Annotated in this window: 31 protein-coding genes; 29 read left to right on the top strand and 2 right to left on the bottom strand. The window is 53.2% G+C overall.

All coding sequences use genetic code 11. The features are described from left to right. The first annotated feature begins 6 nt into the window (after positions 1–6). Genes G482_RS0108830 through G482_RS0108820 form a run of 3 tightly spaced genes read left to right on the top strand, consistent with a single transcriptional unit; the run spans position 7 to position 3,112 of the window. Positions 7–1,431, top strand: coding sequence for a hypothetical protein (locus tag G482_RS0108830; protein ID WP_028449733.1), 1,425 nt, complete (start codon positions 7–9; stop codon positions 1,429–1,431). 10 nt (positions 1,432–1,441) lie between these two features. After that, positions 1,442–1,738, top strand: coding sequence for a hypothetical protein (locus tag G482_RS0108825; RefSeq protein ID WP_028449732.1), 297 nt, complete (start codon positions 1,442–1,444; stop codon positions 1,736–1,738). 33 nt (positions 1,739–1,771) lie between these two features. Next, the gene (locus G482_RS0108820) at positions 1,772–3,112 is read left to right on the top strand and encodes a hypothetical protein (protein WP_028449731.1); all 1,341 of its coding nucleotides are present in this window, start codon (positions 1,772–1,774) and stop codon (positions 3,110–3,112) included. A gap of 60 nt (positions 3,113–3,172) precedes the next feature. On the opposite strand, the gene G482_RS19560 is transcribed toward G482_RS0108820, so the two are convergent. Continuing rightward, positions 3,173–3,814, bottom strand: coding sequence for a DUF4136 domain-containing protein (locus G482_RS19560; RefSeq protein ID WP_051258869.1), 642 nt, complete (start codon positions 3,812–3,814; stop codon positions 3,173–3,175). A gap of 583 nt (positions 3,815–4,397) precedes the next feature. On the opposite strand from G482_RS19560, the gene G482_RS20295 reads away from it, so the two are divergent. The 14 genes from G482_RS20295 to G482_RS0108730 all read left to right on the top strand — a co-directional run bounded on the left by G482_RS20295 (position 4,398) and on the right by G482_RS0108730 (position 13,030). Next, on the top strand, positions 4,398–4,634 hold the full coding sequence (locus G482_RS20295) for a hypothetical protein (protein WP_028449730.1): 237 nt from the start codon (positions 4,398–4,400) through the stop codon (positions 4,632–4,634). Positions 4,635–4,999: 365 nt separating this feature from the next. Then, entirely contained in the window at positions 5,000–5,332 is a 333-nt protein-coding gene (locus G482_RS17930) for a DUF7717 family protein (protein ID WP_034619335.1), read from the top strand. A 982-nt stretch (positions 5,333–6,314) separates the two neighbouring features. Next, positions 6,315–6,698: an AbrB/MazE/SpoVT family DNA-binding domain-containing protein gene (locus G482_RS0108795; RefSeq protein WP_028449729.1), complete on the top strand. Its 384-nt coding sequence runs from the start codon at positions 6,315–6,317 to the stop codon at positions 6,696–6,698. Between the two features lie 67 nt (positions 6,699–6,765). Then, positions 6,766–7,110, top strand: coding sequence for a type II toxin-antitoxin system PemK/MazF family toxin (locus G482_RS17925; RefSeq protein WP_034619334.1), 345 nt, complete (start codon positions 6,766–6,768; stop codon positions 7,108–7,110). 137 nt (positions 7,111–7,247) lie between these two features. Next, entirely contained in the window at positions 7,248–7,520 is a 273-nt protein-coding gene (locus G482_RS0108785; RefSeq protein ID WP_028449728.1) for a hypothetical protein, read from the top strand. A 62-nt stretch (positions 7,521–7,582) separates the two neighbouring features. Beyond that, positions 7,583–7,840, top strand: coding sequence for a hypothetical protein (locus G482_RS0108780; protein WP_028449727.1), 258 nt, complete (start codon positions 7,583–7,585; stop codon positions 7,838–7,840). Between the two features lie 147 nt (positions 7,841–7,987). Beyond that, entirely contained in the window at positions 7,988–8,251 is a 264-nt protein-coding gene (locus tag G482_RS17920; RefSeq protein ID WP_034619333.1) for a hypothetical protein, read from the top strand. A gap of 221 nt (positions 8,252–8,472) precedes the next feature. After that, positions 8,473–8,844 carry a hypothetical protein gene (locus G482_RS0108765; RefSeq protein WP_028449725.1) on the top strand — a complete coding sequence of 124 codons (372 nt, stop codon included), beginning with the start codon at positions 8,473–8,475 and terminating at the stop codon, positions 8,842–8,844. 629 nt (positions 8,845–9,473) lie between these two features. After that, positions 9,474–10,103, top strand: coding sequence for a hypothetical protein (locus G482_RS0108760; protein ID WP_028449724.1), 630 nt, complete (start codon positions 9,474–9,476; stop codon positions 10,101–10,103). 478 nt (positions 10,104–10,581) lie between these two features. Beyond that, positions 10,582–11,112 (top strand): hypothetical protein, encoded by a 531-nt coding sequence (locus tag G482_RS17910; protein WP_034619331.1) that lies wholly within the window; start codon positions 10,582–10,584, stop codon positions 11,110–11,112. Positions 11,113–11,218: 106 nt separating this feature from the next. Then, the gene (locus G482_RS0108745) at positions 11,219–11,701 is read left to right on the top strand and encodes a hypothetical protein (RefSeq protein WP_028449723.1); all 483 of its coding nucleotides are present in this window, start codon (positions 11,219–11,221) and stop codon (positions 11,699–11,701) included. Between the two features lie 22 nt (positions 11,702–11,723). Beyond that, the gene (locus G482_RS17905) at positions 11,724–11,960 is read left to right on the top strand and encodes a WGR domain-containing protein (RefSeq protein WP_034619329.1); all 237 of its coding nucleotides are present in this window, start codon (positions 11,724–11,726) and stop codon (positions 11,958–11,960) included. Beyond that, positions 11,944–12,588, top strand: a complete 645-nt coding sequence (locus tag G482_RS19555; RefSeq protein WP_156905376.1) for a hypothetical protein — start codon at positions 11,944–11,946, stop codon at positions 12,586–12,588. Before G482_RS17905 ends, G482_RS19555 begins: the two co-directional genes overlap by 17 nt. Positions 12,589–12,637: 49 nt before the next feature. Then, entirely contained in the window at positions 12,638–13,030 is a 393-nt protein-coding gene (locus G482_RS0108730; RefSeq protein ID WP_028449722.1) for a hypothetical protein, read from the top strand. A 145-nt stretch (positions 13,031–13,175) separates the two neighbouring features. Here G482_RS0108730 and G482_RS0108725 read toward each other — a convergent pair whose 3' ends face one another. Continuing rightward, a complete protein-coding gene (locus G482_RS0108725) occupies positions 13,176–14,873 on the bottom strand; it encodes a DEAD/DEAH box helicase family protein (RefSeq protein WP_034619327.1) in 1,698 nt (565 codons plus the stop codon). A gap of 62 nt (positions 14,874–14,935) precedes the next feature. Here G482_RS0108725 and G482_RS0108720 point away from each other — a divergent pair, with 62 nt between their 5' ends. The 12 genes from G482_RS0108720 (at position 14,936) to G482_RS0108665 (ending at position 25,319) form a co-directional block, all read left to right on the top strand. Beyond that, positions 14,936–15,610, top strand: a complete 675-nt coding sequence (locus G482_RS0108720) for a ParB/RepB/Spo0J family partition protein (RefSeq protein ID WP_028449720.1) — start codon at positions 14,936–14,938, stop codon at positions 15,608–15,610. 15 nt (positions 15,611–15,625) lie between these two features. Further along, positions 15,626–16,312, top strand: coding sequence for a ParB/Srx family N-terminal domain-containing protein (locus tag G482_RS0108715; protein ID WP_028449719.1), 687 nt, complete (start codon positions 15,626–15,628; stop codon positions 16,310–16,312). Continuing rightward, entirely contained in the window at positions 16,309–17,016 is a 708-nt protein-coding gene (locus tag G482_RS0108710; protein ID WP_051258867.1) for an ATP-binding cassette domain-containing protein, read from the top strand. The genes G482_RS0108715 and G482_RS0108710 overlap by 4 nt, the downstream gene beginning before the upstream one ends. A gap of 3 nt (positions 17,017–17,019) precedes the next feature. Further along, positions 17,020–17,913: a hypothetical protein gene (locus G482_RS0108705; protein WP_028449717.1), complete on the top strand. Its 894-nt coding sequence runs from the start codon at positions 17,020–17,022 to the stop codon at positions 17,911–17,913. Next, positions 17,910–18,224 carry a hypothetical protein gene (locus G482_RS0108700; RefSeq protein WP_028449716.1) on the top strand — a complete coding sequence of 105 codons (315 nt, stop codon included), beginning with the start codon at positions 17,910–17,912 and terminating at the stop codon, positions 18,222–18,224. The genes G482_RS0108705 and G482_RS0108700 overlap by 4 nt, the downstream gene beginning before the upstream one ends. A gap of 272 nt (positions 18,225–18,496) precedes the next feature. Then, positions 18,497–19,153 (top strand): helix-turn-helix domain-containing protein, encoded by a 657-nt coding sequence (locus tag G482_RS0108695; protein ID WP_028449715.1) that lies wholly within the window; start codon positions 18,497–18,499, stop codon positions 19,151–19,153. Continuing rightward, entirely contained in the window at positions 19,150–20,406 is a 1,257-nt protein-coding gene (locus G482_RS0108690) for a phage terminase large subunit family protein (RefSeq protein ID WP_051258866.1), read from the top strand. Before G482_RS0108695 ends, G482_RS0108690 begins: the two co-directional genes overlap by 4 nt. A 52-nt stretch (positions 20,407–20,458) precedes the next feature. After that, entirely contained in the window at positions 20,459–22,021 is a 1,563-nt protein-coding gene (locus tag G482_RS17895; RefSeq protein ID WP_051258865.1) for a hypothetical protein, read from the top strand. Positions 22,022–22,087: 66 nt separating this feature from the next. Further along, positions 22,088–22,951: a DUF6651 domain-containing protein gene (locus G482_RS0108680; RefSeq protein WP_051258864.1), complete on the top strand. Its 864-nt coding sequence runs from the start codon at positions 22,088–22,090 to the stop codon at positions 22,949–22,951. Between the two features lie 91 nt (positions 22,952–23,042). Next, positions 23,043–23,963: a major capsid protein gene (locus G482_RS0108675; protein WP_028449712.1), complete on the top strand. Its 921-nt coding sequence runs from the start codon at positions 23,043–23,045 to the stop codon at positions 23,961–23,963. Between the two features lie 95 nt (positions 23,964–24,058). After that, complete coding sequence (locus G482_RS0108670; protein WP_028449711.1) at positions 24,059–24,514, top strand: hypothetical protein; 456 nt, start codon at positions 24,059–24,061, stop codon at positions 24,512–24,514. A gap of 10 nt (positions 24,515–24,524) precedes the next feature. After that, entirely contained in the window at positions 24,525–25,319 is a 795-nt protein-coding gene (locus G482_RS0108665; RefSeq protein ID WP_028449710.1) for a hypothetical protein, read from the top strand. The last annotated feature ends 113 nt before the right edge of the window (positions 25,320–25,432 follow it).

The following is a 25,432-nucleotide window of genomic DNA, read 5'->3' as shown; positions in this document are numbered from 1 at the left end:
AGAAAAATGGGAACTCGATACGAGCAATCTTTGAAAATCCTTATCGAATCTGGTTTGAATGAAGAGAAGGCGATACATGCACTAAATCGAATCGGTATCGGCAGCAAAGGTTTGAGCTACCAAGACTACTTTGATGCCGCTCGAACTGTCGCGGCCAAAGACCAGAATATCAGCATCGATGAAATTGCCGCGATCATGGGTACCACAGTCAGACGCGCCAAAAAGAAAGAAAAGCAATTCATCTTCCTAGCTGGCGAGTACCTGTGGAAAGTGGCACCAAATGGCAAAGAGATTATTGAACATCTGCTGAGCATCCTCAAAAAGCCTCGAGCTGATTTTTTCAAAAGGCATTGGATTTCTTCGTTGCCCTACCCCAAAAATAATCGGCTGACTAAGTTACGGACGATTTTTGAATATCTGGATGCCGGTCTGTTTTCGCACGACCTGATGCTCGATTTCGCGGAACAAATAAGGTGTGACGGTTTTGATGGTGAAGAAGAATGGCCAATCGAGAAACATGAAGGGAGCGCCTGGCATTACTTGGATAGCATGAACAGCTCGATACGCGATCATCTGCTCAAAGGTGCTGTTCTTTCTGCCGATGAAGCCGCCTTTGCTCACAATCGCTATACCTTTGAGGCAAAGGTCATCGACTTTATGGCGAGCGGTCTCGTTCAAAGCTCTTGGCACGATGACAAGCTGACTGAGAGCTTCCGCCAGTACATGATCGATTTTTATGAAAAATGCCAATATGAGCTGCCAGAAGAGGAGCTCCGAGCCCTATCTCAACGCTGCTACGCCACCCTGATCGACCTCAAAGAGCGAATGGCTAGATTCCTTTGCCATTACAAAGCCGGTGGCACGAAGGTTATGGAAACGCTGATTGAACTTGGTCTATGCGACGCTGATTTGCTGCCGCGATATGGCAATCCGCAAACGTCTCTGTTTACCAATTTGAAAAAAGAAGGCGCACTCGCACGACTCGCCGATGTTTTCACAGCCGGACTCATTGACCGCGAAAACATGATCAAAATGGCCATCGCCGAAGAATGCAGTGAGCATGTGAGTATCGAGCGACCTCTGGATTGCGCCGCACTTGTTTTTAGAGCGCATTACTGGGCGAACTATAGCGACTGGGAGATTCAGAAGCCGCTGAACTGGCCTGAGCCGCTCAATACACCTAAGTCGGAAATGATCAAGCTCGCCCTCGAGTTGGAAGGAGAAGATCGCACCATTTCCGAGCTGCTATCTCGCACCGGATTGCATCAGTGGGCGCTGACGCTTTACTGCGCCGAGCCCGAGTTCCTCGAAAAGCAATCACCGGAAAACTTTAAGCTGGCTGCTTTGGTCAAGGAAATCCTGAGCGAGCATTGGAAAATGGATGACTGTGAAATCGCCGACAAGCTGGCAGCACTGATGTACTACCGATAAGGATTCAACAATGAACCGCGAAACACTCATACAAGAGCAAAACGAAAAACTGGCCGAAAAGGTCGAGATGATCATCGAAATCCTGCGCCAGCGCATCATCGAACCGGTCGCCATTCGCTACGGCGAGAATGTCAACATCGAGATCGCGCCCAATCACGACGACCGTGTTGTAGTCGGCCGGAAAGATTGGGGCTCAACCTGCGTGAATTACACCAGTGAAGGCGTGATCACCGACCTGGTTGATGCCAATGGCGACATCATCGACTCGATGACGGCTTTTGCCGAAGATCTGCAGCTAGCTGAATAACCTTAAATCTCGTATGACTTTAGGTAGACCGATATGGCCGCTTCTACAAACGATCACATCACCTTCAAATCCTACTTTGACGCGGCTCGCGCTGTCGCGGCGAAAGACTCTGAAATTAGCATCGAAGAAATCGCTAAGCTTTTGGGTACGACAAAGGGGAGAGCTCAAAAGCTAGAAAAACAATTCACGACCCTTGCTAACGAGTATCTTTGGAAAGTGGCGCCCAACGGAAAAGCCATCGTGCAGCACTTGAGCGCCAGTATCAAAAATGGCTCCAGCCCTTTCAATAATCCGCACTCGGTCGCCCCTTTTTACCCCAGCCATTACAGAAGGCTCGGAAAGCTACGCATCATTTTTGACTATCTGAATGCGGGACTCTTTTCACCTGATGGCATGACTGACTTTGCTCAGCAGATGAAGATGGAAGGGTTTGCAGGCGAAACCGAATGGCCAATTAAGCAATCGCCGGGGAGTGCCTGGCATTACATTGAAACCACTCATAACTCGATGCGTGAGAACCTGCTCAAAGGCAATGTGCTGTCTGCCGAAGAGCTCGACTATGGCTGCATTGATTACGTCTTTGACGCCAAGATGGTTGATTTCATGGCCAGCGGCGCTGTCCAATCCAATTGGACAAATGCCCAGCTTTTCCAAGCATTCCGGCATTACATGGAGGTTTTCTTTGAGGATTGCCGGTATCAACTATCGGCAGAGCAGGCTGCGCTGTTTGACTATCGATGCCAAAAAACTCGCTATTCTCTCAAGCGAGCTATGGGTATCTACCTGTGCAATTACGCCGAAAACGGCATGTATGTAATGCAAAAGCTCGCTGAGCTTGGCATGTGTGACATGGGTTATCTCATAGAGACCGGCGATACGATCAGCTCGCTCTTCCCCGATCAAGCAAATGATGATCATACGGCCAGGCTAGTGAGTGCATTTGAGGCAGGACTCGTCAACCGTGATGCAATTGTTGCCTTGCTGACCAAAGTGCCTTATCAGCCCTACTCAAAAAGCCGACCGCTGAGCTGCGCGAATCATGTGTTTACCGCGCTCTATTGGGGTAATGCTTGCAAGTGGAAAGTGGCGGAAGAGCGCGCATGGCCTAATCCTCTGACGGCGCCCTATAAGGAAATCGTCTGTTCTGCAGCAGCTGTGCCTCAAGAAGAGCGCAAGATTAACCACTTGCTCAAGAGCGCAGGATTGTATCGCTGGGCGTTGGTGCTCTTTTACACACAGCCTCAACTGCTCAAGGAGCGATCGCCTGATAACTTCAAGTTGGCAAGTATCGTCACTAATCTCGCCAAAGAATGTTGGCAGCTTGAAGATGAGGCAATCGCAAACTCACTCATCGAGCTGCTTGCCTACTGCTAAACCTCAAAATAAAAGGGTGGAAAATCCACCCTTTATTATTTGGCTAAATTTTACGTCAGCTTATTTTTGCAATGGCAACTCAATCGTCTTGGTTGAACCGCTAGTGCCAGGGAAGTCCTCAAAGACGCTCTTCACCATATATGGCATCACTGGAGCGAGCTGGCTGCTAGAGCCTTTACTGATCGCCTTGCCTTCGTAGACCTTTCTCACCTTTCCATCGCCAGAATTCGCAATGTCCACAATGTCTAGGTTCAAGTAGCGGGTAAACACCGTGTCTGATGAGGTTCCGGTACCAACAACTCCGAAGGTCGGAGTGACATAGGTGCTCTCGTTATAGGTGGCAGTATTGCCGTACACGTTCACGGAACCGGTTGTGTAGGTGCTGCTAACCCCTGTCTGGCCAAAAATAGGATAGGTCGATACAACCTCTTGGCCATTATCGATTCCATACTGCATCAAGATGGCGTATTTGGCCTCTTTGTATGGAACCTCCGACATGCCGCGTGTTTGCAGCTGGTTTTTAATCAGCTTGGCGTATGACCGGAACTCGAGGCTTTCTTTTTGCTCATTGGAAGGGACAATCGTGTAAGTGACACCAGATAGCGATGAGTCCAGCTCGTGAAACACCGATACATTAGTGCGGACAAAAGTGCCGCAGCCGGTCAGGAGCGTAAATACCAGGGTTGCCAATAAACCACGCATGAGATTCTCCCAAATGGTAGATGATTAAGTGTGTATATGGGCAATATGGTAAGACCTAATTATTCATGCCTCCAAATATATCTGCATTCCAAGATTCAACCAGCGCTGTTTGCTGTAAAAGTGACGCAATCCTGCCGCAAATCAACGCTCGTATGTCGTATTCACAATGGTTTAATGCAAATAGGCTTTCGATTTCCGCCTATTCAAAATGCCAATAATTTCAAGCCTTCGCGAAGAAATGCAGCATCAATGCAGCAAAAAACACATGATCAGCCTGCTCCGGTAATTCATCCTCCCTCACATTCGTCATCCATCCAGACAAATCCGCACAATCGCACACAGAGCGCGCGGGCAAGCTCCGGACATATCACGACTCATCCGGACACACGAAAACGCAGCAGAGCGCAGGGAAACGTCATTCCCGCTAGACAGAGAGATAGAGCGATAGATAGATAGGAAGAGAAACAGACAGAGAGACAGGCCAAACCAGAAAACGCCATCCAATTCAGGCAGAATACTTCCACACAGACAGGCCTCATCCAGACTGAGGTACGCCATCCATTTTCACAAAGAGAACCTATCCATGCCCCTCATCGCCAAATCAACAGACCCAAACTCAACAGAAGAAATCACCATCACTTCCGACACACAGATTGATGCCTACGATCTGCAATACCCTAATTGCTATCTGCTCATCGGGGGAGTGTGGTACGTCATCCAAGTCACACCAGAGCTACTCGAACTGCTCTCTAAAATGGATTTACGACAAGGCAAATACACACCTCTAGCAACCACCTCATCTAACAAGCATCGCCCGTAAACACAGACACTCCGGATAGGGTAGAGACAGATCAGACAGGTACGAGAGAGAGTAGGGTTAGGTAGAGAGGGGTAAGTAGACGCGCAGGTAGGGTATAGGGGCGCAAGTAGTAGGACACGTAGGGGCTAAGGGTAGGACACAGGTAAGGAAGATAGATCAAGCGACAGGACGCAGAGGCGAAGGACAGGAGGCGGGGAGTGGGGCCGGCTCCCTCGGCTGTGCCTTTCCTCTCCCTACCTTGGCACGTCCTGCCCATCCTCACTCTGGTCACACCAGTCTCTCGCCGCGGGCTACTCCGGATTACCGCGCACGCGCCACTAGGCAGACATGAACATGAGTCCGTCAACAACACGGAGGAATGCCTCATGTCATCAACAGCCATCCAGAATGCCATCACTCGTGCCACTGAGATCTTGCGTGAGCGCATGGCCAAGGAATACCCGAGCCTGCACAAGCATGAAGAGCTGACCATCGAAGCGGAGTATGGCAAGGTCTATGCCCGCCTGGTGATGGTGCGTCGTGATCGTGAGACCGGCAATATCTACTCGCGTTCCGCTTGGGGGTTTGTGCGTTTGTCTGACCTGACCTTGTGGAAGGCAGCGTCTTGGAAGTCTCCGGCGAAGAATGCGTCGCGCGGACTGATTGGCGATCTGATGGACCAGACGCGCGTGCTGCAGTGGCAGTACAGCATCCACTAAAAGGCCTTTCCCGAGTCCCGGCCTGTGCGCGTGTATGGGTCGGAAGGGTATGACAGAGGCAGTTGGGAATGAGGCGCCTTGGAGTTGGGAAAATGGCAGTTTGACGCACTTCCGGAGTGCCTCATCCTCACTCTAGGCAAACCAGTCTCAAACCATTGATTTTCTTGAGTAATCCGGAGAGAGCCTAAAAGTTGGGAATTTTTCCTCACACCAATATTTAATATATCCACTGTAGTTAATATAAAAACTATTGGGACGAGCACTTTTTCCCAACTCTGACCTTCCCAACTTCCCAACCACTCAGCAGACGAGTTGCTCCACCCTCCGGATTACGAGCCGCAGGCAGTCCGCCACTTCCGGATTGGGAGTGAAAGCCTGGCCGCGGCCACCCACGGCTCAGGAACGAGCCATCCCCACTCTAGGCACGCCAGTCTCTCCGGTACTCGCCCTCGGGTATCCGGCCTGTCCCGCAGCCTGGTCATCCTCACTCTCGGCAGATCAGTCTCGCCGTGGTTGACCAAGGCTGACTGCGGGTGGCTCGGGGTGGCCAATATCAGCGCCCAGGCTGTCCGGAAATTTCGGGGCGGGCGGCCAATATAGGGTACCGGCGCGCGCAGTCCACTCCCAGGCAGGAGGTTGGCTTGGCCGTGGGATGCGCCGCGCGGGTCACTGGTCGAGGGAGAGGGCAGAGGTGGTTGTGTAGGGGTGCCGTGGTGCTCAATTTGGACCGCCTGCCCGAGAAATCCGCATAAACCCGATTTAAGCGATTTTCCCGTCTCAGATGAGTCGTGATATACCCGAGGGGTAGAAAATCGAAATTTGATGGGTTTCTGCGTCGGGAATCGCTATTGTCTTTTCAGCTCGGGGCAGCATAATCGGTTAGCGTGCTGCTGGCCGCGGGTGCAGGGCTGTATCAGAGTGCCATCTTGCGTGCGTAAATTTATGTGATAACATCACGTTATAACGTACTGAGGACACGAACATGCAAACCGCCACACTCGAAGAGCTCGGCCACCAAATCGTGAGCGGCGAAGCCGCAGCCTTCGCTACCACTAAAATCGCCGCCGTCGGCAACTCACTCTCGGCCATCGTCAGTGCGCCGGTGCGTAAACGCCTGCATCTGGAGCGCGGTGATGCGGTCGAGTGGCATGAGGTTGAAATCGAAGGCGAAACCTTCTTCCTGGTCCGCAAGCAGGTCGATCAAGGTGAGGCTCGGGTACTGCAAGGCGCCGACAATACGCCGATCATCAACTTTAATCTGCCCAGTATCGCGCAAGACGATTTTCTCGCCGGCCTGTCCCAACTCTCGGCTGACTACACGCTCGCTGACTTTGGCGGACCTGTAGGCGAGGAAGTGGTGATTTGATCAACCCCTGCGCGCCCCGCAATGGAGCGCGCATAATAACATCGTCATCAAGACGAGGAATACCGGAATGTCCCATTCATTCAATCCTGGCGATATTGTCGAGCTGCAACATCCTGATGCTGGTTCATTAGGCCGCGAAATGGACTACAAGAACGCGCGCAAAGTCCTGATTATTTCCATACCTGAATTCAAAGCGACCAACTATGCGATCGTTATTCCCATCACGACACGCAATAATGGTCCGCAAAAAACAGATATTCCACTCCCTGTCGGTATGCCAGTTTCCGGCTACATCGACCCGCTGCAAATCCGCACGATTGATATTGTGGCGCGCAATGGCGTGAAAGTGGCCACGCTTGGCAATTCTGTATTCAATGAGATCTCCCGCCGCGTCAAAATGCTGATCGCTTGAGTTCAATGGCCAGTGCTTTGCTGGCCAATCATCATCAGGCCACGGCACACCAAGGGACGGATTAAACACCCCGTGTATGTCCCAAAAGGGCTCTGGAACACTTCGCTTCATCAACAACACGCGAAGGAAATCCAACCATGAAAATCCTGTTATTAGGCTTGTTAAAGGCGCAAGCGAGCATTGTCCTCAAAGGCCTTGAAATCAAACCCCACAAAATCGACTGTTGCCCCTCGGATGACGGCGGGGACAAGATGATCGCCCGTAAAATCCGCGGCTCTGACCTCGTGCTGGCCACCCGCTTCATCGATCACAACGCCATCCATGTGGCACGCGAAGCCGGCGTCAAACTGCGTACCTTCACCGGTCTGACCGCACTGCGGGACGAGCTGCAACTCGCTTTAAGCGCCTGATCTCCACCACAAGGCACTTTGCACAATAAGGACTCCAAACAACGCAATCAGGAGTTCAGAACATGCGAGCCTCACTCGAGCAGATCAAGCACAATCCGGCATTAGCGCGCAGCGATTTCAATAACGCATACCTCGAGGCAGATACCGGCCTGACGCGCGCTTTCATCTACGTCACCGCCGACGGATTTTGCGTGGTGATCGAAGAGCCTTACCTGCCGGAAAACGAACCTGATGCGGCCGTCATTTCGGTCCACAACACCATGCACCAGGCCAAGTTCGGCCTGATCAGCTTGCTCGCACGCCGGTTCGCTCAGGACTAGGCGTATCTCGCCGGATTTGCCGGCGTTGCCTCACAGGCCACGGCACGCTGGAGGGCGTCGAATTAGCCCCGCTCCTGCGCCATAGGTGTCAGCTGAAAATCACTCCATCGACAACAGCGCAACAGCGCAAAACTGGAGTGAAATCAAATGACTGCAACCGCTATCGACTTCATCGACCACAAAAATCACACCTTCAAAACTCGCTTTGGCGAGATCATCCACTCATTAACCATGCAAGCATTCGATGACGACTTTATCCGCATCACCCACAGCGCAGTCGTTAAACACATCGACGGCCGCAGCAGCACCCAAAAACGCGAGCTGAAATTCAAATCACTGGCCAAAGCAAAGCAAGTGTTCGACACCGCAGCGCGCACCATCGTCAAACCTGAAATCGAACCGGCAGCGTAAGGACTGCACACGCAAGGCTCCGGCCTTGTTCCACGTAAAGCCACGGTATCCCGCGGCATGGCCTTTACGGTCTCTTGGCCTTTGGCCTTTTCTGGCTCATGGCCTTCACTTTCCCTCGGCCTGGCCACGGTACTCTCCGGCACTCCAGTTCCACGCCAATCTCCACCACGCCTACGCACACACACTGACGACTCGATCAACAACACACGCGAGTCAGCACCATGAGCGATCTGCAATACGCCACCACGTCCGCTTTCACCTTCGCCCGTCCGCACTACCAGCATGACGATGACGGGTATTACTTCGTGGGCCACGTCGTCTGCCAGCGCGGACACCTGCATGACGTGTATTGCACGCAAACCGAAGTCATCCTGCGCTACGGTGACAAGCCGGAAGAGAACCGCGCATTACCGCTGGAGGACTTCATGCACGCAAGCAAAGAGACAAGTCCGTACAGGGAAGCGCGGGTCGTCGTCGAGCGCACGCTTGCCATGCGCGAAACGCTGCGCGAGCTGTGTGAGACAGTCGAGCAGTACAGACAAGGGCTCGTCGCGCCCATCGAGCTTTACAGCAAGTTCTTTGCCCAGCAGTAACCAGAGGTAGGGAAGAGCGGCAGGTGTGCCGCTTTTTCTGCTGGACGAGCGTGCCGCGGGCAACCGTGGGAAGAGCAGGGCGGGTAAAGTGGCGAGTCTCCGGATTGCCGGACTCGGGCGCCCAAGGTTTAGGGATATGGGAGAGGGTCGTGCCGTGGCGTAGGGATAAGGCGAGTGCCTCAAAGGCGTGCCGGCGCACTCATTGACGTGCCGCAGAACAACCTATCGGATGATAGATTGTCCGGAAACATTATATTTTTCAATAGGTTATTAAAATACAATATATCGTTTTGCATAGCGTTTCGCTTGCTGCGCATGATGCAACACGCGACACGACGCGACAAGATGCAAGCGCGATTTGCCCAAGCGCGCGCCGGATTGACGCGCGTTATATACGCAAAACGCTACGCGCTGGACTAGCACGCGAAAAACGACGGAACAATCAATTTTTTTCCTTTGTTTTTCAGTGAGTTATCAACTTTTTTGCTTTTTCTTGCACGTTATTACTTGACGTTCATAACGTATCGCGTAGAATGCAACTCATCGAAGCGCAACACACAAAACAAAGCGCAACGATAGATAAGTCAGCAATGACTGTTTAACTAAATCAAATCACAAGGAATCGAAAAATGTCTAAATTTAACGCTAAAGAATTTCTGAATAACATTCTGTCTGCTGCTGAAACTAATCGCGTACAAAGCGCAGCAATCGCAGCGCAGCGCGCGGAATTGGAAAATCAAGACGTAGAAAACAAAGCAGAAGCAGACAGCACATTAAAACGCGCTGAGCAAAAGCTGATTGCACGCGCTCATCGTTGCGAATTACTCGCAAAATTCAGCGAGCAAGAGCTGCGCAAACTTGTTGCGCTTGGAATTGATTTAGAGCAAGTCGCAACAATCGGAGTTTATGAAATTGACAAAGCGGAACGGATTTTCCGCGCATTGCTGGACAATACGCAAATTGTCGCAGTAAGCGATTCTAAAAAGTCATTGACTGACGCTAACACAAGCATCGTTTTTGAATGGATGAAAGCAAAATCAATGCAATCAATCCAAAGCGTAACAATCAAACGCGAATTGCAGCACGCTACATTTAGACAAGCTAATGGAATTCGCAGCGTTTTAACTAAATGCGGAATCGCAACAATCAAGGAAAAAGAAAACGCGGAAAACTGGACAATTGCGCTAAATGTAGAAAGCAAAGCAACACAAAAATTGTGCGCAGCGTATGGAATTGAATTAGCAGCAAAAGCGGAATAATTAAGTAATTAAATAGAAAGCGCGGATAATTCCGCGCTTTTTCTTTTTGTGCGCTAGCGTAGCAGCAAGCGAAACAAGCAAGCGAGGCAATAGCGTTTTTAAGCGATTCTAGCGCGTTTTGCGGATTGAATAGCGTCAGATACTAGCACGACAGAGAAAACGCAATAGCGCGCGATTGTGCGTCAAATAGCGCGATATTCAAGCAAGCGAGCAAGCGAGAGAGCAAAAGCGAGAAAGCGAGCAAATCAGAATCGAAGCCCTAGAAAAACGCGGAGTGCTGGAATCCATTGCCGGCACAACCCCACGCCCCGAGCACTCTTCCCTCCCCTATACCCACGGACGACGCCATGAGGTCGCCCTCCCCTCGAGCAAATGTTTCGTTCATGCGTAGACAAAATCCTCGCAAGATGGCCTCGCGCGCCTCTCCGGTGTTACAGTGCTCGTCATAAAAAACCAGCGATAAGACAGGAAGGAAACCATGAAACATAAAGCCAACATCGTGGCTGCTTGCGCAGCCACTCTTTTGACTCTGATGACTGGATGCGGCGAGACAACGAAAGAGCCGCCAAAGCCGGTTAGCCCGAATGCCAAGTATTACACCGGGGTGAAACTTGAGCAGATCGATGTGTTTGATCTCAATGATTGCCAGCGTGCAATGTTGGCCGGAGAGCCAGGCATCAGCAAAGATCTTTCTGAGTACCTGTCAAAAGTAATCGGCGATAGACCGATCAAAGAATGGCAAGAAGAGCAGTACCAAATTTATGCCTGCAAAGATGAGGACAAAAAAATCACGGCCGACGGCATAGCAAGCGTGAAGAGCGAGAACTACAAGCGAGAGCATCAGCAAGAGCAAAGATCAGAGCCTAGCGTCGGAGATTGCGTGAGTCGCGGCATTGAGTATTTCAAAGAGAATGGTTCATATCCAGTGCTAAAAACAGAACCTAACGCTGGTCGATCAGCATATGAGGTGGCTGTTGAAAGATGCAATCGAACAACAACGGCCTTTTAAATTCGCATCCTAGATCAAGACTGGCGATATGTTTTTTATCAACAGTCTTGGTTTAATTGACGGTCTAATTTTGAAAATTGTCCAATAATTGCAGCTAAAAATTATCATGAGTAAAGAAGCCGTGGAACAAGAAAAACTCATTGACTTAATCAGTTTCGGACATGCCAATAAACAGATGCCAGCAGGCAAGCGATTCGCTTCGCAAATCGCTTTAGTTGCCGTAGGCAGCGTAAGGTGTGGCGCGGGCCATGAATACAACGAAGGGGTCAAGGCTTGTATAAAACACATGATTCGATTGCTCAGTTGGCAAGATAAAGTCTGTGGGATTCCGCTTTCTAAATACCTGTTTATCAACACCACACTCGACTTGCCATATGCAAGAGAGGTGTTACCCAACTCGATAGTAGCTACGGTGTTGAAGTATCAACACTCTCTTAATGATCGAGGGACAGGAATGGCAGAAATTGCCATTGCAGAGTTAATAAATGGCATCGAAACAGCGTGCTGCAGAGCATACCGCTCAAACTTTGAAACTTGGGACGATGTTGAATACCTCGACCCACACGAAATTGAAAATTTGAAAGGCTGATTCACCTCTACGGAGAAACGCCATGCTTTTCCAAAGCGAAGATCGTTGGTATCGAATTGAGATCGACCGTGACCTATTTGATCTAGTGGTCATTCGTCGTTGGGGCGGGCGCAAAAATAAAATTCACGGAGAGCGAAGCCAAGTTGTATCCTCCTTGGCAGAAGCAACTGCGCTCGCCAACACGTACTCGAAAAAGCGCCTCAAGCGCGGGTACGTCGAAATCAACACAAACGGAAGCGATCATGACAACCGACGTTAAACCAACCTTGCCCGAATCAGTCATCGTCACAATGGGGATTTACGGCGTGATGCCGACAGTGCGTATCGTGTCGATTGGCCAGGCATCCAAAGAGCAAAAAGCCGAAGCGCGCGAGGAAACTGAATACCTCATGCGCCACAACGAGCTGCGCTGGGCGTTCGAGCTCTACGACGACAAGATTGGCAAGTGCTGGGGTATCAATCCAATCGATGCCGGCTTGGTCGTTCGTCTGCTCGAAGGCGTGGTCGAGTGGACCCAAGATCTGAAAGTGCGCTTGCTCGGCGCTCCTTCTGAGCCGCAGACCAGTGAGATCTTCGGGGTGGCCGTGTCCGTGATGGAGGCCGCGGTGCAAAAGGCGCAAGAGGCTGGCGTCGCTATTCCGGCTCATAACCAGAAGAAGTACGTGTGGGAGTGGTGGCAAATCGTTGCGCTGGCCAGTGGCGTTTCGGAAGATCTGGCGGAGCTCGGGCGCGCGACGATGCGCGAGGCGCTGCAGCACGACTGGTCAGCGGGGCTCAAGGCGAAATTCGGCCCCGAGGCATCGGCGGATATGCTGCAGCTAGCGCATGACAATCCGGAGCTCGCAAAAAAGACCTGGCGCGAGGCACTTGAGCGAGACGGGGATTAACCGGGGCGTTATCATTCCGGCATCATCATCCCTTCTGAGGTTAGATTCGATGCTGAGAGCATTGCCCATTGCCCTAACTGCTATTCTGATCGCCGGCTGCGCTTCAAAGCCGGCCGATTTCAAAGACAGCGACTTCAACATCAAAACCGTCACGATTAAAGCGCCAATCGATGAGGTTCTCGAAAACTTCTACCAAAACGGACGCAAGTGTGAAGCTGGCGTTGCCCAATGTTTTCAGCGTGGTCAGAAGGCCACATGCGATATTTACGCTCCCGCTTTTGGTGGCGGGCCTAGCCATTGGGTTATTGGCATTATCGAGCTGCGAGGTTCGGAAAACGAGACGACCGCGGACGTGAAAGCTCATAAGGTTCATGATCGGCCTAACAATTATCGGGAGCGTTGGTCTCAGATGCTTGAGAAAAAGCTAGATCAGTGCTCGTAGTCAAAATGCCCGCTTTAACCGCGGGCATTTGTCTATCTGATCAGCGCAAGCTGTAAAAATCGGCGGGCAAAAAAAATACCCGCCTTGCAGCGGGTAACGAGAGAATCTCATATCAAAAGGAAGCCGAAAATGTCTAGTAAACGGCTTACGCTGCTGATTTTATGAGCCCAAGACCGAGATAGTCAAATTCGCCCCCTGCCGCCAGCACCCCTTCCGCGAAGCCTGGCGTATTCCGGATGTGGTACTGGCGAGTCATCGCATGGTCGTACAGATGGTTGTTGTGATGATCGTCGAAATCCACGACCAGACACACGTTTGGCATGTCCTTCTTCGCTCGCAGTCCGCGCCCGATACGCTGGCGAAGGGCAACTTCCGCCTTCCCGCCACCAGCCAGAATCACCATCCCGACGGCCGGCACGTCCACACCCACATCCAGAATCGTTGAGCCGATCAGCACTTGGGTTTCGCCCGACTTGAGCTTGCCGAGCTCACGCTCGCGCTCTTCCTGCGAGCTGTCGCCGAAAATGTAGCTCGACCGGATACCGAGCTTTTTCAGGGTGTCATCGAGCAGCGCGCCATGCACCTTTGCCTGTACCAGAATCATCACCGGCAGTCCGATTGATGCAGCCTTGTACGCCTCACGGATGATGGCCTTGTTCCGGTGAGGATTTTCAGTCACGCCCATCTTGTAGGCCTTCTGCCAGGCCGTCGTGCGATTGAGCCCCTTTGGCTTTTCTAGCAACCGGATAAACTTGAAGTAGGGGCGGGCAAGGATGCCACGATCGATCAGCAGCTTCTCGGAGACCTTGATAAACACCTGACCGGACACAGCCATCAGGCGCATGTTCGCTTCCTCGTCGCCCTTCATGAACGGGGTGGCGGTCAGCGCGAGCCGGTAGTGCGCATTGGTGCAGTGCTGGCAGATCTCGTAGTAGCTGTTGCCGGACGCTTCGTGCGCTTCCTCCAGCACCACGAACTCGAAGCGCGAGAGAATCTGGATGGTTGCCTCACGCCGACGGCGCTGTGCTTCTTCCTTGGCTGGAATGCTGGCGATGATTTCTTCGGACTGGCGCTTTGCTTGCTCAATGTACTTGGCGGCAGCTTCCGCGGTCATTTTCCGCGCCTTCTCCGCGGCCTTGTTCAGCACTTCGTTTGCGCGCCGACGCTCACGCGCGCCAATCTCAGCCGGCATTTCCAGTCTGGAAGCGAGCGTTTGAATCATGGCAACAGTGAACTTGGTCAGCCGGCGCCCTTTGGTACCGTCAGTCTTGGCGTACTCGATGCCAAACTCGCCATCGCCCAGAACAGCGACTTCCTCTTTAAAGGTATCCTCAAAGTTCTTCTTCATCTGGTACATCAGCACCGAACGAGTTGTCAGGAAGAGGGTGGGGCGATTGATGCGGGCGTAGGCCAGCCGGCAGATGCGTGATTTACCGCCACCGGTTGCGATCTGCGCAATGCCCCGACCGTGCTTGAGCAGGCGGTGGATGGTCTCTGGCTGGTAGTCGTAGCGCTCGTCGCTGTTACCGATGCCGTCGGCGTTCCAAAAGTCCTCCGGCCCGAGCGGCTCAGGAAGTGGCTTCGCGCGAACGGCGCAGTTGATGCCCAGCTTGGTCAGCGAATCGCGCACCATATTGACGAATCCGGCAGGAAACGTCTGATCGCGCATAGAGAAAAACGAGCTGCGGCCGTCCCAGGCGTGGCTTTTGACCGCCTTGCTGTGCTCGGCGCCCGAAACCGCGTAGCTCATGAGCTTGGCGACGTACAGCTGAACCTCTCGGTTTTCACACAGCAACTTTGCGGTGATTGCGTTGTGTACGATTTGGACAGTTGGTTGATTCATATTGCCTTTGGCGCTTATGATAAGTCATCGATGACTAACATTTTAGCAGGACGGATAAGGGAATGACTGGACAATCAAAAGCTGACCCGCGATCTCTAAAACCTAACCCTTGGAACTCGAATCGAGTTTCACCGGATAACGAGGCAAAACTGGATGCGAGTATTCAGCGCCGAGGCATGTTTAAGCCAATTATCGTGCGCGAAATACCCTCAAATGAAGGTTTAACTCTGGAAATTTTGGGTGGCCAACATCGATGTGAATCAGCCATCCGAATTGGCCTGGCAGAAGTGCCGATTTTCAACTTGGGCCCAATTAGCGATGAAGAGGCCAAAGAAATTGGCCTGCTGGATAACGCGCGCTACGGCGCCGACGATATTGACGCGCTGAATGCGGTCATTGCCAGTCTGAATATTGATCTTCCAGAGCTCACCAGCTTCATGCCGATTAGTGACCGCGAACTCAATGATCTGTTTGCAGCGACCAGCATTGATCTGGATGCCTTGGAAATTCCTGATTTTTCAGCGCCAGAAGAGCTGACGCCAGAAGCACCGGTGGTTGAGCCGCTGAGCGAAAAGGTCAAAACCCACGAAATCCTCCGCTTCAAAGTGCCGGTGGCAGACGCCATCCGTATCCGCGAGCTGATTGAAAACGTCCGCGAGCAACAAGGCTTTACCGAAGAGGATGCGCTGACTAATGCCGGCTACGCTCTCGCTCACATTCTCTTCACCGCTAAGTAAGTCACAGGTGACATAATGGAACACATCAAGCGCGAACTTCATAACAACTTCCCAATCGAGAAGCTGGTTCCCTATGATCGGAACCCCAAGAATCACCCACCGAGCCAGATCAAGGCGCTCGCGGCCAACATGAAGCGAGGCTGGGCCGGACCGCCCATCATCGTCGATGAAAACTTCGTCATCATGGCCGGTCATGGTCGCCGACTGGCTGCGCTGGAACTAGAGCTCAAATCGGTACCGGTACTGGTTGTCACCGGCATGTCGGAAGAGGACAAGCGCCTGTTCCGCATCAACGACAACCGCATGGGCGAGCTGGGCGAAACCAACTTCGACTTCCTGACCGCCGAGCTGCGTGATCTGTCTTTCGATGTTTCCGAGCTGGCCGAGCTGACCGCAATCGACACCGGCGAGCTCGATAAGCTGCTGCGCGACTTCAAGATCGATGAAATCGACCTCAATGAAACGGTGGATAACTTACTTGCTGCAAGCACCTCGATTGCCACCTCGACGGCGGAAAAAATCGAGACCGTCGATGCCGAGAAGGTGAATATCGACAAGGTGCTGGGCTTCAAGCACGTCACCGTGGAAGAGCAACGTCGGCTGACTCGCTTCATGGCCATGATTGAGGGCGCTACCGGCAAGGAAGGCAAGGACGCATTCATGGACTTCGCCGGCCGCTATCTTGAAGGAGCCGCGGCATGAGCTGGAAACACACCATCACTCTGAACGTCGCCTTTGCCATGTCAGTTATGCGCACTGAGCGCGTGCGCCAGGTCGCAGAAATGTTTGGCGTTGGTTTGGACGACAAGCAGTTCACCATCTACGACAACCTGCAGTTCGAGATCGAGCAGGGCGACGTTTTCTACATCACAGGCGAATCCGGCTCCGGCAAATCCATCGCGCTGCGAGAAACTGCTCGCCAGCTGGCAACGGCCGGCTTGAAAGTCGGCTCGATTGGGTTGGCCTCAGATGGCGTTTTGAGTCAGCTTTTCGACCCGAATCTGCCGCTGGTGGACCAGCTGGCGCCCAATGGTGACATGCAAGAAGCCATCCGGCTGCTGTCTCTTGGCGGTATCAATGACGCAAACCTCGTCATCCGGCGCCCGGGCGAACTGTCGGATGGCCAGAAATACCGTCTATTGCTTGCCTATATGCTGAGCAGCGATGCCGATGTATGGGTTGCCGACGAGTTCGGCGCCGTGCTCGACCGGAACACCGCAAAGGCAATCTCGTACCAACTGCAGCAGGCTGCACGCCGCGCCGGCAAGACTCTGATCGTCGCCACCACGCACGGCGATCTGGTCGAAGATCTCAACCCGTCCCTGATTCTGGAGAAGTATTACGGGGAGAAAGTCGAGATCGTCCGGAATGACGCAGAAACGCGCTCAGAACGCGCGGGAGAGTGAAGGATGAGTCTTATCCTATCCGACACTGCAAACGCGCGTCTGATGCGCTTGCAGCCCGCTTCCCGCACGTTCTCATTGCTGCGCGATATGTACGTGGAGCGTGGAACGATTGATGACTGGCATCAGCTACACGCCCTGCACTACAAGACCGAAAGCAACAGCATGTTCGGCGCCCACTACTGGCGCTGCGTGCTGGCCGGCAAAACCATCGGTGTTGTGGTGTTCACTCGCCCGCGTCTGCTCGACAAGAACCGCCACCGCGTTCTGCCAGGCATCAAGCCAGGCGCAGACAGCACGTTGCTCAACACCATGCGCGGCAAGGTCATCAATCGGGAGTTCGCGCTTGCCGCCCGCGTGGTCAACGACACGCAGTTCCGCGGCGTCGGGCTGGCGTACCGGATGCTGAACCTGTCGATGCGTCTGGAAGGCCTGCGCCTGTACGAGATCAGCAGCTCGATGAGCAAGGTCAACCCGTTCGCCGAGCGGGCAGGCTTTCGCTTCGCCAAGCCGGAGCCCAGCACCAAGTACGAGATCGGGCTCAAGTTCCTGCGCGGGCTGTTCGAGTCCGACCCTGTTGACCACGAAGCGATCATGAACGAGCTCAATGCCATGCCGGAAGTGATGCGTCAGAGCGTGCTGCGCCGCATGAAGCAGTGGTACTACAAGGAGAGCGCCAAAGAAAAGACGGGCGGAAACTTGAAGAACGGTACTTCGCGCGTTGAGGCGATGGAGGCCGCTCACTTGCTCAAGGAAATGCAGCAGTTGATTTTCGGGGCGCCAGCCTGGGGCTTCTACTTCAACCCCGATGTGGGGCTTGTACTGCCCGACCGGCTTCCGCTGACCGCATTCGACCGGCAGGGCGTGCATGAGCCGCTCAATCTGGAGGGACTGGCATGAAGAAGGTCAAACAGTTCGCCGGTACCGTAAAGCAGATGGAGGTGTTGGCAAGGCTCTGTCATGAGAATGAGGCGTGCAAGGCCATCCGGACGAATGAGCTGCGCTTGATGCTCAGCTACGCGCCGACACCGCGTGCGCTGCGCTGCACTCTGACATATCTGCAGCAGTACGGTCTTGCCGCCTGTGAAGTGATCGTCGAAGAGGGTAAGGAGCGACACCTCTGGAAGCCAACGCTTGAAGCCTTCCGCATCTTGGCTGCGAGCCGGCGAGGGGCGCTTAATTTCGTTGCAAAGCCTACCGCGGAGAAGTAATCCGGAGAGGTTGAGTTGGGAAAATCTTGACGCTCCAATAGATATTATCTTTCTATCTATCTGTAGTTAATAAATATTGGAAAGCATAAAAATTCCCAACTTCTACCTATCCACGATCTACTCCGGATTAGATAGTAAGTCACTGTTGACTTATGTTATTAAAACGCCGTAATATGAAACCAAGTCGTGCGTTTAGCGAGACTTGTTCGGTTCCTGTTTGTGCAAGGGGCGGCGGTAAAACGCTGCCCCTTTTTTTATTGACTTGAATTGGTATGACTAGCGAAACGAAAACACGTCTGACCGAGGCGGAAAAACAGAAAATCGCCGAGATGTACGAGATGGACGCCAGCATCGAGCAGATTGCCAAGGCATTTGATCGGCATCGCGGCACCATCGCCCGGGTGATCAAAGAGTTGGGTGCGGTTAAAGGGCGCGCAGCCCGCGAGCTGGCAGAGAAAGAGCGCGAAGAGCGCATGGCTCGGGAGCTAGCTCTGCGTGACGAAAAGCTCAAGCTGCAAGAGGACGCCAAAAAGCGCCATATCCAGACCGCTCAGCGCCTGTCCTACTTGCTCAATAGCATTTCTGCTCTGTCTGCAAAGAGCTTCGTCGAGAACCCTGCCGGCTTTTCGATGGATAGCCTCAAAGACACCATGATGACCATCAAGCTAGGTGTCGAGGCAATGAGCAAGTTGCGCACCGAAGAGTACATCTTGCTGGGCATCAAAGAAGAAGAGGGTGGCGCAGAGGAGTTGCCTGGCTTTGAGATTTCCGAGCTGTCGGCCAATGAGGTTGAGGAAATCCGCAACCAGCAGCGCGCAGCCATGTCGATGCCGGAAATTCAAGATTTGGAAGAGTTTGGTCTTGAGCCTGGCGTAGTCGAAGAGGTCGATGACGAGAGCGAGGTGGACGAGAGCGAGGTGCCGGAATGATCACTGTTCCGACGGCCAAAAAGCGGCAATCGCTCAAGCTTCATCGCGGCCAGATGCTCGTTTATCGGCATCCAGCGCGCTACAAGGTCGTGGTTGCAGGTCGGCGCTGGGGCAAAACACAGCTCTCAAAAATCTCGATCATCAAGTATGCGGCTAAGCCTAAGCAGCTGATCTGGTACGTGGCGCCTACCTACCGTATGGCTCGCCAGATCATGTGGCGCGAGCTTACCGACGCTATACCCCGCAAATTGATCAGACGTATGAATGAAACCATGATGATCATTCATCTGGTCAATGGGACGATTATCGAGCTCAAAGGTGCGGATAAACCAGACACCTTGCGAGGCGTTGGTCTGCATTTTGTGGTGCTGGACGAGTTTCAGGACATTAAGCCCGAGGTGTGGGAAACGGTGCTTCGCCCAACCCTTGCCTCTACGTTGGGTCATGCGCTGATCATCGGAACGCCAAAGGCCTACAACCATTTGCACAAGCTTTTCATGATGGGGCAGCGCGACGGCCGCACTTGGATGAGCTGGCAGTTCCCTACGCTCATGTCGCCCTTTATTCCGCCCGAGGAAATTGAAGCGGCGAAGGCGGATATGGATGAAAAGACGTTCAACCAGGAGTTCAACGCGGCGTTCGAGACCATGAGCGGACGGGTGTACTACACCTTCGACCGGAACGTGCATGTCGGGAAGTACGACTTCAATCCGGCCTTGCCCATTTGGATTGGTCAGGACTTCAACATTGACCCAATGAGCGCAATCATCCTGCAGCCGCAACCAAACGGCGAGGTGTGGGCGGTCGATGAGTGCGTGCGGTTCAGCTCTAACACCGAAGATATGGGCGCCGAGTTAGAGCGGCGCTACTGGCGCTACCTGGGCAAGAACCAGATCACGCTTTACCCCGACCCAGCCGGTGCCAGCCGGCAGCATGGTCGTGGTGAGTCTGACCTCGACATCATGCGAGAGATCGGCTTCAAGCGTATTAAGTACCGCAAGAAGCACCCTCCAGTGGCAGATCGGGTCAATGCGGTCAATCGACTGCTTATGTCGGCATCCGGTCGGGTCATTCTGCGCATCGATGAGCGCTGCAAGCATCTGATTAAGGCATTTGAGCAGGTGCTCTACAAGAAAGGTTCGCGCGAAGTGGATAAGAGCGCCGGTATCGAGCACATTGCTGACGCGATTGGCTATCCAATTGAGCTCGAATTTCCGATGCGCCGTGTTCAAATTTTGGGCGTTTCTTTGTGATTGCATAAATAAGTCACAGGTGATTTAATATTGTTAAGGTTTAGGTGCAGATATGTCGTACTCACAAGAACAAATTTCAACCATCAGTAAAAGACGCCATCCGGAATACGCCAAGCTGATTAAGCATTGGGGTTTTCTGCGCGAAACCTATGAGGGTGGCCGCGAGTGGTTTAAGAAGCACATTTTCACTTACCACAAAGAGGGTAAGCACGAATTTCGGCAGCGTATTGCGCGTGCCTATCGCTTCAATCACACCAAGGAAGTTTCTGATCTGGTCAACAAGTACCTCTTCAAGAAATTACCTGAGCGCGCTACTGATGCGCCGGAGTTTGTGAAGGCCTTTTGGAAGAGCGTAAATGGCTCAGGCCTGGGTATCGACGAATTTATGCGCCAAGGCTCGCTGCTGAGCTCGATTGGTGGTCGCGTCGCCATTGTGGTGGATAGCCGAGTGGGTGCCGAAACACCAAAGCCCGCCAATTTGGCCGAGGAAAAGCAGCTTGGCAACACAGTGTATGCCTACTTTGTGAGTGTCGAGGATATTCTCGATTTCGCTTGGGACGAGGCCGGCGAGCTTAGCTGGGTGCTGCTCCGTGAGCATGGGCGTGATGATGCTGACCCCTTCACGTCGTCCGGCCTCGTCCATGAGCGATTCCGCCTCTGGACAAAGAACAACTGGTATCTGATTAAGCCCGAGCTGGATAGCAAAGGGGCGCCAACTGGCAACTTCACTGTCGATGGCGGTGAAGTTTCAATTGGCAAAGTGCCGGTGGTATTCCTCGACCACATGATTTCGCATGTGCGCTCGTACTCATCGCCAGGCCTGATTGATGACATTGCCTATCTCGACCGTGCCGTTGCGAACTATCTGTCGAATCTGGACGCCATCATTCAGGACCAGACCTTTAGCCAGCTGGTAATGCCAGCTCAAGGCCTGCTGCCTGGTGATGAGGGTTACAGCAAGCTGGTAGATGCCGGCACCAAGCGCGTGTTTACCTACGACGGCGAGCACGGCGGCGAGCCTAAATACATCAGCCCTGATGCCAAACAGGCAAATGTGATTCTCGATGTGATCTCCAAGATCATCAACGAGATCTACCACTCTGTCGGATTGGCGGGTGAGCGCACCAAATCTGATAACTCAATGGGCATCGACAACAGCTCGGGCGTGGCCAAGGCCTTCGACTTCGAGCGTGTGAATGCACTGCTGGTCTCCAAGGCAGATGCGCTTGAGCTGGCTGAAAACCAAATTTGTCGCTTGGTATCCGCTTATCACAGCAAAGAAGTGAGCGAGAACCTTGTGACCTATCCGGAAACCTTCGATACGCGCGGTCTGGTGGATGAGCTCGATATTGCGACTCGCCTGCAAGATCTGGACGCGCCGGACGAATTGCGCCGGCATCAACTGGAGCGCCTGGTAGATAAGCTCTATCCGCAGCTATCGGTTGTGAAGCGCAAAAAGATCATTGATGCCATCGAAAAGGACTGGCCAAAAAGCTTGGTTAGCCTGCCGGGCTTCGGTGGCAAAAGTGGGCCTGCTGACGGCCTTGACCCTCGCCCGCTGGGTCAGGGCTCGAATCAGCAGGGTAGTTCGACCGTTGAAAACAACGGCTCTTAACCTTCAACCCAGCTAAGAGAACTGCTGGCTTTTAATCGGCCGAGAGACTGGCCAAAGGAAAACGCAATGAATAAACGACTGTTGGCTCAATTCCGTCTGCATCGCCTGCTGGACGCAAACGATGGTAACGGGAATGACTTGGGCGGTGGCTCCGGTGGTGGCAATGGTGGCAACGCCAACGACAACACTGGTGGCAAGACTGATGACGGCAAAAACGATGATGCTTCCGGTAAGAGCGATAAAAAGCCGACCGACAGCGAAGCGAAGCTGCTGCAAGAGGTGATGCAGAAGAAGGGCGACTTGAAAAAGGCTCAGGACGAAATTTCTGGTCTGAAAGAGCAACTCAAGGCGTTCGAGGGCATTGACCCCGCAGCGGTACGCAAAATGCTCGAAGATCAGCGCAAAGCCGAAGATGAACGTCTTGCTGCCGCAGGCGAGTTCGACAAGCTCAAGGGCAACATGGTGAAAGCGCATCAGGAAGAGCTCGGCAAGCGTGATCAGCAGATCACCAGCTTGACTGAGCAGCTGCAGAGCGCTCAAGCCACGATTAACGAGCTAACCGTAGGCGCTGCGTTCTCCAATTCCGCCTTCATCCGTGACGAATTGGTGCTGACGCCGGCTAAAACCCGCGCGCTGTATGGCGCTCATTTCGATCTGGATGAAAGCGGCAGCATTGTTGCCTATGACAAGCCTCGCGGCGCTGCAGGCCGTGCTCCGCTGGTTGACGCCACCGGTAGTTCGCTGGCGTTTGACGTTGCCCTCAAGAAAATCGTCGAGGGTGATGCCGATAAGGACACTCTGCTGCGCTCGAAAATCAAGCCAGGCGCCGGCTCTAATTCGGATGGCCAGCTGAATAAAGGCAACAAACAACCCGAGGTAGGTAAAGGCATGGCTCGCATTAGCGCTGCCTTGTCTCAATCTGCCGATTGATTTGCCCTACATTTCTCATGGTATTATGGTAAGTCACCGCTGACTTATATCAGCGAGGACTTACCGAATTTGATTCAAGGAGTGAAGAAATATGCCGTTGCTGCAAGCCGTTGCCGATCGTCTGTCGGCAACTTCTGTTGAGCGTGGTGTGGTTGAAGAAGTAATCGACCGCGACGCGCTGTTTGCCCTGCTGCCGTTCCATCGCATCGAGGGCAAAGCCTGGGTTTACAACCGTGAAGGCGTGCTGTCGGAAGGTGCGTTCATCGACCCGTACAATGACACCGTACCGGAAGAGGCCAGCACCGTTACTGACGTAACCGTGACCCTGAAAACTCTGATCGGTGACGTGGACGTGGATAAATTCTCCGAAGCCACCAAGTCCGACACCAACGACCAGAAAGCGTTGCAAATCGCCATGAAGGCGAAGGGTATGGGTCGTCGCTTCCGTCGTACTCTGGTGCAGGGTGACTCTGCGGCGAACTCTAAAGAGTTCGATGGTCTGTGGAAGCTGGTTACTGCTCAGCAATCGATTGCTGCCGGCGCTGGCCCAACCAACAACCTAACCTTCTCAATGCTGGATGACCTGGTTGATCGCGTACCAAACGGTGCTGACGCCATCATGATGCACAGCTCAACTCTGCGCTATTACCGCGCTCTGTGCCGTGCTCAGAACGGTACCGACGCTGCGCAAATCATGATTCCAAACTTCGGTTTGGCTCTGCCTGCGCACAATGGCGTGCCAATCATCATCAACGACTTCATGCCAACCACTGAAAACGTGGGCGGTACTGCGTTGACCGGTGGTTCGTTCCGTTCAGTGTACGCAATGCGCCTGAATGAAGCAGATGGCCTGTTCGGTGTATATGGTGGCTCTGAGGCTGCCGGCTTCACCGTTGAGGACATTGGTACCGTTCAAAACAAGGATGCGACTCGCACCCGCTTGAAGTGGTACTGCAACTTGGCGCTGAAATCTACTAAGTCTCTGGCTCGTCTGTACGGCGTATCTAACTAATTCGCGTTAGTTAGTAAGTCATAAATGACTTAGCATAAGGGGCGGGGCAACTCGCCCCTATTCGTATCCAGAAGATAAAGCATGAGGTAACTCAAATGGAACAACTCAAACACCTAGTTCGCATCCAGCTGAATCCCGAGCAATACCCAGGCGAATCGGAAATTGCCAGCGTCAAATTCGTGGACGGTCTATCTGAGCCAATTTTGCCGCGAGTTGCAAAGCGCATCGCCAGCAATTTCGGTGGTGAATTTGTGCTTCCAGAAGGTGCAGAAAACATTGATCAGGCCATTGTGATGCAGTCACAGCATGAAGTGTCGGTCGCAACCGCTGAGTTCTTTGCAATTCAGGAGCGCGCACCGGTTGAAGAGCAAGTTGTGCAGCAGCCGGAAGCCGTTCAATCAAAAGCGAACGCATATAGCGCGGAATCGCTGGGTGAAATCGCGGACAAGGAAGGCATCAAAGGCTTGCGCGAAGTGGCGCGCGAAGTGGGCGCCCAAGGTGGCAAATCGATTGCCGAGCTGATCGAAAACATCCTCGCGGCTCAGAAATAAGGAGGCCGGCATGTCGCAGAAGCGTTTCTCAAGCGGCACGCCGGTCACGCTCGACCTAGATCTGGCGTTGATTGAGCGTCTCGAGCTCTCGGGCTACCAAACCACATTCATCGTCAAAGATGAGCGCGGCAACATTCTGATGGGCGACACCAGTGCGCAAAACATTAACGGGCATCTGATCGCCAATATTCCGCTGAGTATCAACTTGACCAGCTCGATGCGCGCACTGCGCCGAGTGATCTTCACCGTCGAGCATCCAGAAGGCAAAGCGCAGGTTAGTCAGACCTACCTGATCGAGTCGAATGTGCCTTTTGTCGTGCCAGCACAGTCTGCATTAACCCATGACGAAGCAATCCTGCTCGCGTCCGGATTAGCGCGTCTTTCGGGCTGGGAAAACGCTTCTGATGCACAGCAACGCGCTGCCCTGATCGAATCCTATGGACAGATCAAGAAGCTCAATTTGCGCATTGTTCGCGGGCGGTGTCTGACAGTGGATGCGATGAGTGTTCTGGATGAGTACGCCCGAGACGAGGTGCGTGTGAATCTGGAAACCATGACCCTCGCCGAGTTCGACGCGCAGCCGGAATTTAAAGCGGCCCTGCAGCTGTGCCAGCTCATTCAGGCCGACTACCTGCTGGGCGGCAATGACCTGGAGCAAGACCGCAATGACGGCCTCATGTCGAGCACGGTAGGGGAGACCTCGCAGATGTTCCGAATGAGCGTGCCGCTGCGCTTGCCAGTTTGCCGTCGCGCGGTGGAAGCATTGGGTCGATTTGTGACTTTCCGTGTGGGGTACGAGCGATGATCAGCCATCAGGATAGCTTTGCGGCGCTTGTGCTGAGCTCGGTTTCCTCATTTGCAGCCGGCGTGGCAGTTGCAGGCAAGCCTATTCAACCACGACAGGCTCATTTACAGAGC

It is taken from the genome of Chitinibacter tainanensis DSM 15459 (assembly GCF_000429785.1).
Classification (GTDB): Bacteria; Pseudomonadota; Gammaproteobacteria; order Burkholderiales; family Chitinibacteraceae; genus Chitinibacter; species Chitinibacter tainanensis.
The sequence above is the reverse complement of the archived record's forward strand: the minus strand, read 5'-3'. Positions and strand labels throughout refer to the sequence as shown.

What these genes read in the sequence shown, in the direction of transcription:
- G482_RS0108730 (WP_028449722.1), top strand. Translation starts at nt 12,638, where the DNA reads ATGCTGAGAGCATTGCCCATTGCCCTAACTGCTATTCTGATCGCCGGC.
- G482_RS0108695 (WP_028449715.1), top strand. Translation starts at nt 18,497, where the DNA reads ATGACTAGCGAAACGAAAACACGTCTGACCGAGGCGGAAAAACAGAAA.
- G482_RS0108690 (WP_051258866.1), top strand. Translation starts at nt 19,150, where the DNA reads ATGATCACTGTTCCGACGGCCAAAAAGCGGCAATCGCTCAAGCTTCAT.
- G482_RS0108710 (WP_051258867.1), top strand. Translation starts at nt 16,309, where the DNA reads ATGAGCTGGAAACACACCATCACTCTGAACGTCGCCTTTGCCATGTCA.
- G482_RS0108715 (WP_028449719.1), top strand. Translation starts at nt 15,626, where the DNA reads ATGGAACACATCAAGCGCGAACTTCATAACAACTTCCCAATCGAGAAG.
- G482_RS17930 (WP_034619335.1), top strand. Translation starts at nt 5,000, where the DNA reads ATGTCATCAACAGCCATCCAGAATGCCATCACTCGTGCCACTGAGATC.
- G482_RS0108725 (WP_034619327.1), bottom strand. Translation starts at nt 14,873, where the DNA reads ATGAATCAACCAACTGTCCAAATCGTACACAACGCAATCACCGCAAAG.
- G482_RS0108830 (WP_028449733.1), top strand. Translation starts at nt 7, where the DNA reads ATGGGAACTCGATACGAGCAATCTTTGAAAATCCTTATCGAATCTGGT.
- G482_RS0108760 (WP_028449724.1), top strand. Translation starts at nt 9,474, where the DNA reads ATGTCTAAATTTAACGCTAAAGAATTTCTGAATAACATTCTGTCTGCT.
- G482_RS0108680 (WP_051258864.1), top strand. Translation starts at nt 22,088, where the DNA reads ATGAATAAACGACTGTTGGCTCAATTCCGTCTGCATCGCCTGCTGGAC.
- G482_RS0108785 (WP_028449728.1), top strand. Translation starts at nt 7,248, where the DNA reads ATGAAAATCCTGTTATTAGGCTTGTTAAAGGCGCAAGCGAGCATTGTC.
- G482_RS0108780 (WP_028449727.1), top strand. Translation starts at nt 7,583, where the DNA reads ATGCGAGCCTCACTCGAGCAGATCAAGCACAATCCGGCATTAGCGCGC.
- G482_RS17920 (WP_034619333.1), top strand. Translation starts at nt 7,988, where the DNA reads ATGACTGCAACCGCTATCGACTTCATCGACCACAAAAATCACACCTTC.
- G482_RS0108665 (WP_028449710.1), top strand. Translation starts at nt 24,525, where the DNA reads ATGTCGCAGAAGCGTTTCTCAAGCGGCACGCCGGTCACGCTCGACCTA.
- G482_RS0108795 (WP_028449729.1), top strand. Translation starts at nt 6,315, where the DNA reads ATGCAAACCGCCACACTCGAAGAGCTCGGCCACCAAATCGTGAGCGGC.
- G482_RS0108720 (WP_028449720.1), top strand. Translation starts at nt 14,936, where the DNA reads ATGACTGGACAATCAAAAGCTGACCCGCGATCTCTAAAACCTAACCCT.
- G482_RS20295 (WP_028449730.1), top strand. Translation starts at nt 4,398, where the DNA reads ATGCCCCTCATCGCCAAATCAACAGACCCAAACTCAACAGAAGAAATC.
- G482_RS0108670 (WP_028449711.1), top strand. Translation starts at nt 24,059, where the DNA reads ATGGAACAACTCAAACACCTAGTTCGCATCCAGCTGAATCCCGAGCAA.
- G482_RS17895 (WP_051258865.1), top strand. Translation starts at nt 20,459, where the DNA reads ATGTCGTACTCACAAGAACAAATTTCAACCATCAGTAAAAGACGCCAT.
- G482_RS0108700 (WP_028449716.1), top strand. Translation starts at nt 17,910, where the DNA reads ATGAAGAAGGTCAAACAGTTCGCCGGTACCGTAAAGCAGATGGAGGTG.
- G482_RS19555 (WP_156905376.1), top strand. Translation starts at nt 11,944, where the DNA reads ATGACAACCGACGTTAAACCAACCTTGCCCGAATCAGTCATCGTCACA.
- G482_RS0108745 (WP_028449723.1), top strand. Translation starts at nt 11,219, where the DNA reads ATGAGTAAAGAAGCCGTGGAACAAGAAAAACTCATTGACTTAATCAGT.
- G482_RS19560 (WP_051258869.1), bottom strand. Translation starts at nt 3,814, where the DNA reads ATGCGTGGTTTATTGGCAACCCTGGTATTTACGCTCCTGACCGGCTGC.
- G482_RS17925 (WP_034619334.1), top strand. Translation starts at nt 6,766, where the DNA reads ATGTCCCATTCATTCAATCCTGGCGATATTGTCGAGCTGCAACATCCT.
- G482_RS17905 (WP_034619329.1), top strand. Translation starts at nt 11,724, where the DNA reads ATGCTTTTCCAAAGCGAAGATCGTTGGTATCGAATTGAGATCGACCGT.
- G482_RS0108820 (WP_028449731.1), top strand. Translation starts at nt 1,772, where the DNA reads ATGGCCGCTTCTACAAACGATCACATCACCTTCAAATCCTACTTTGAC.
- G482_RS0108675 (WP_028449712.1), top strand. Translation starts at nt 23,043, where the DNA reads ATGCCGTTGCTGCAAGCCGTTGCCGATCGTCTGTCGGCAACTTCTGTT.
- G482_RS0108825 (WP_028449732.1), top strand. Translation starts at nt 1,442, where the DNA reads ATGAACCGCGAAACACTCATACAAGAGCAAAACGAAAAACTGGCCGAA.
- G482_RS0108765 (WP_028449725.1), top strand. Translation starts at nt 8,473, where the DNA reads ATGAGCGATCTGCAATACGCCACCACGTCCGCTTTCACCTTCGCCCGT.
- G482_RS0108705 (WP_028449717.1), top strand. Translation starts at nt 17,020, where the DNA reads ATGAGTCTTATCCTATCCGACACTGCAAACGCGCGTCTGATGCGCTTG.
- G482_RS17910 (WP_034619331.1), top strand. Translation starts at nt 10,582, where the DNA reads ATGAAACATAAAGCCAACATCGTGGCTGCTTGCGCAGCCACTCTTTTG.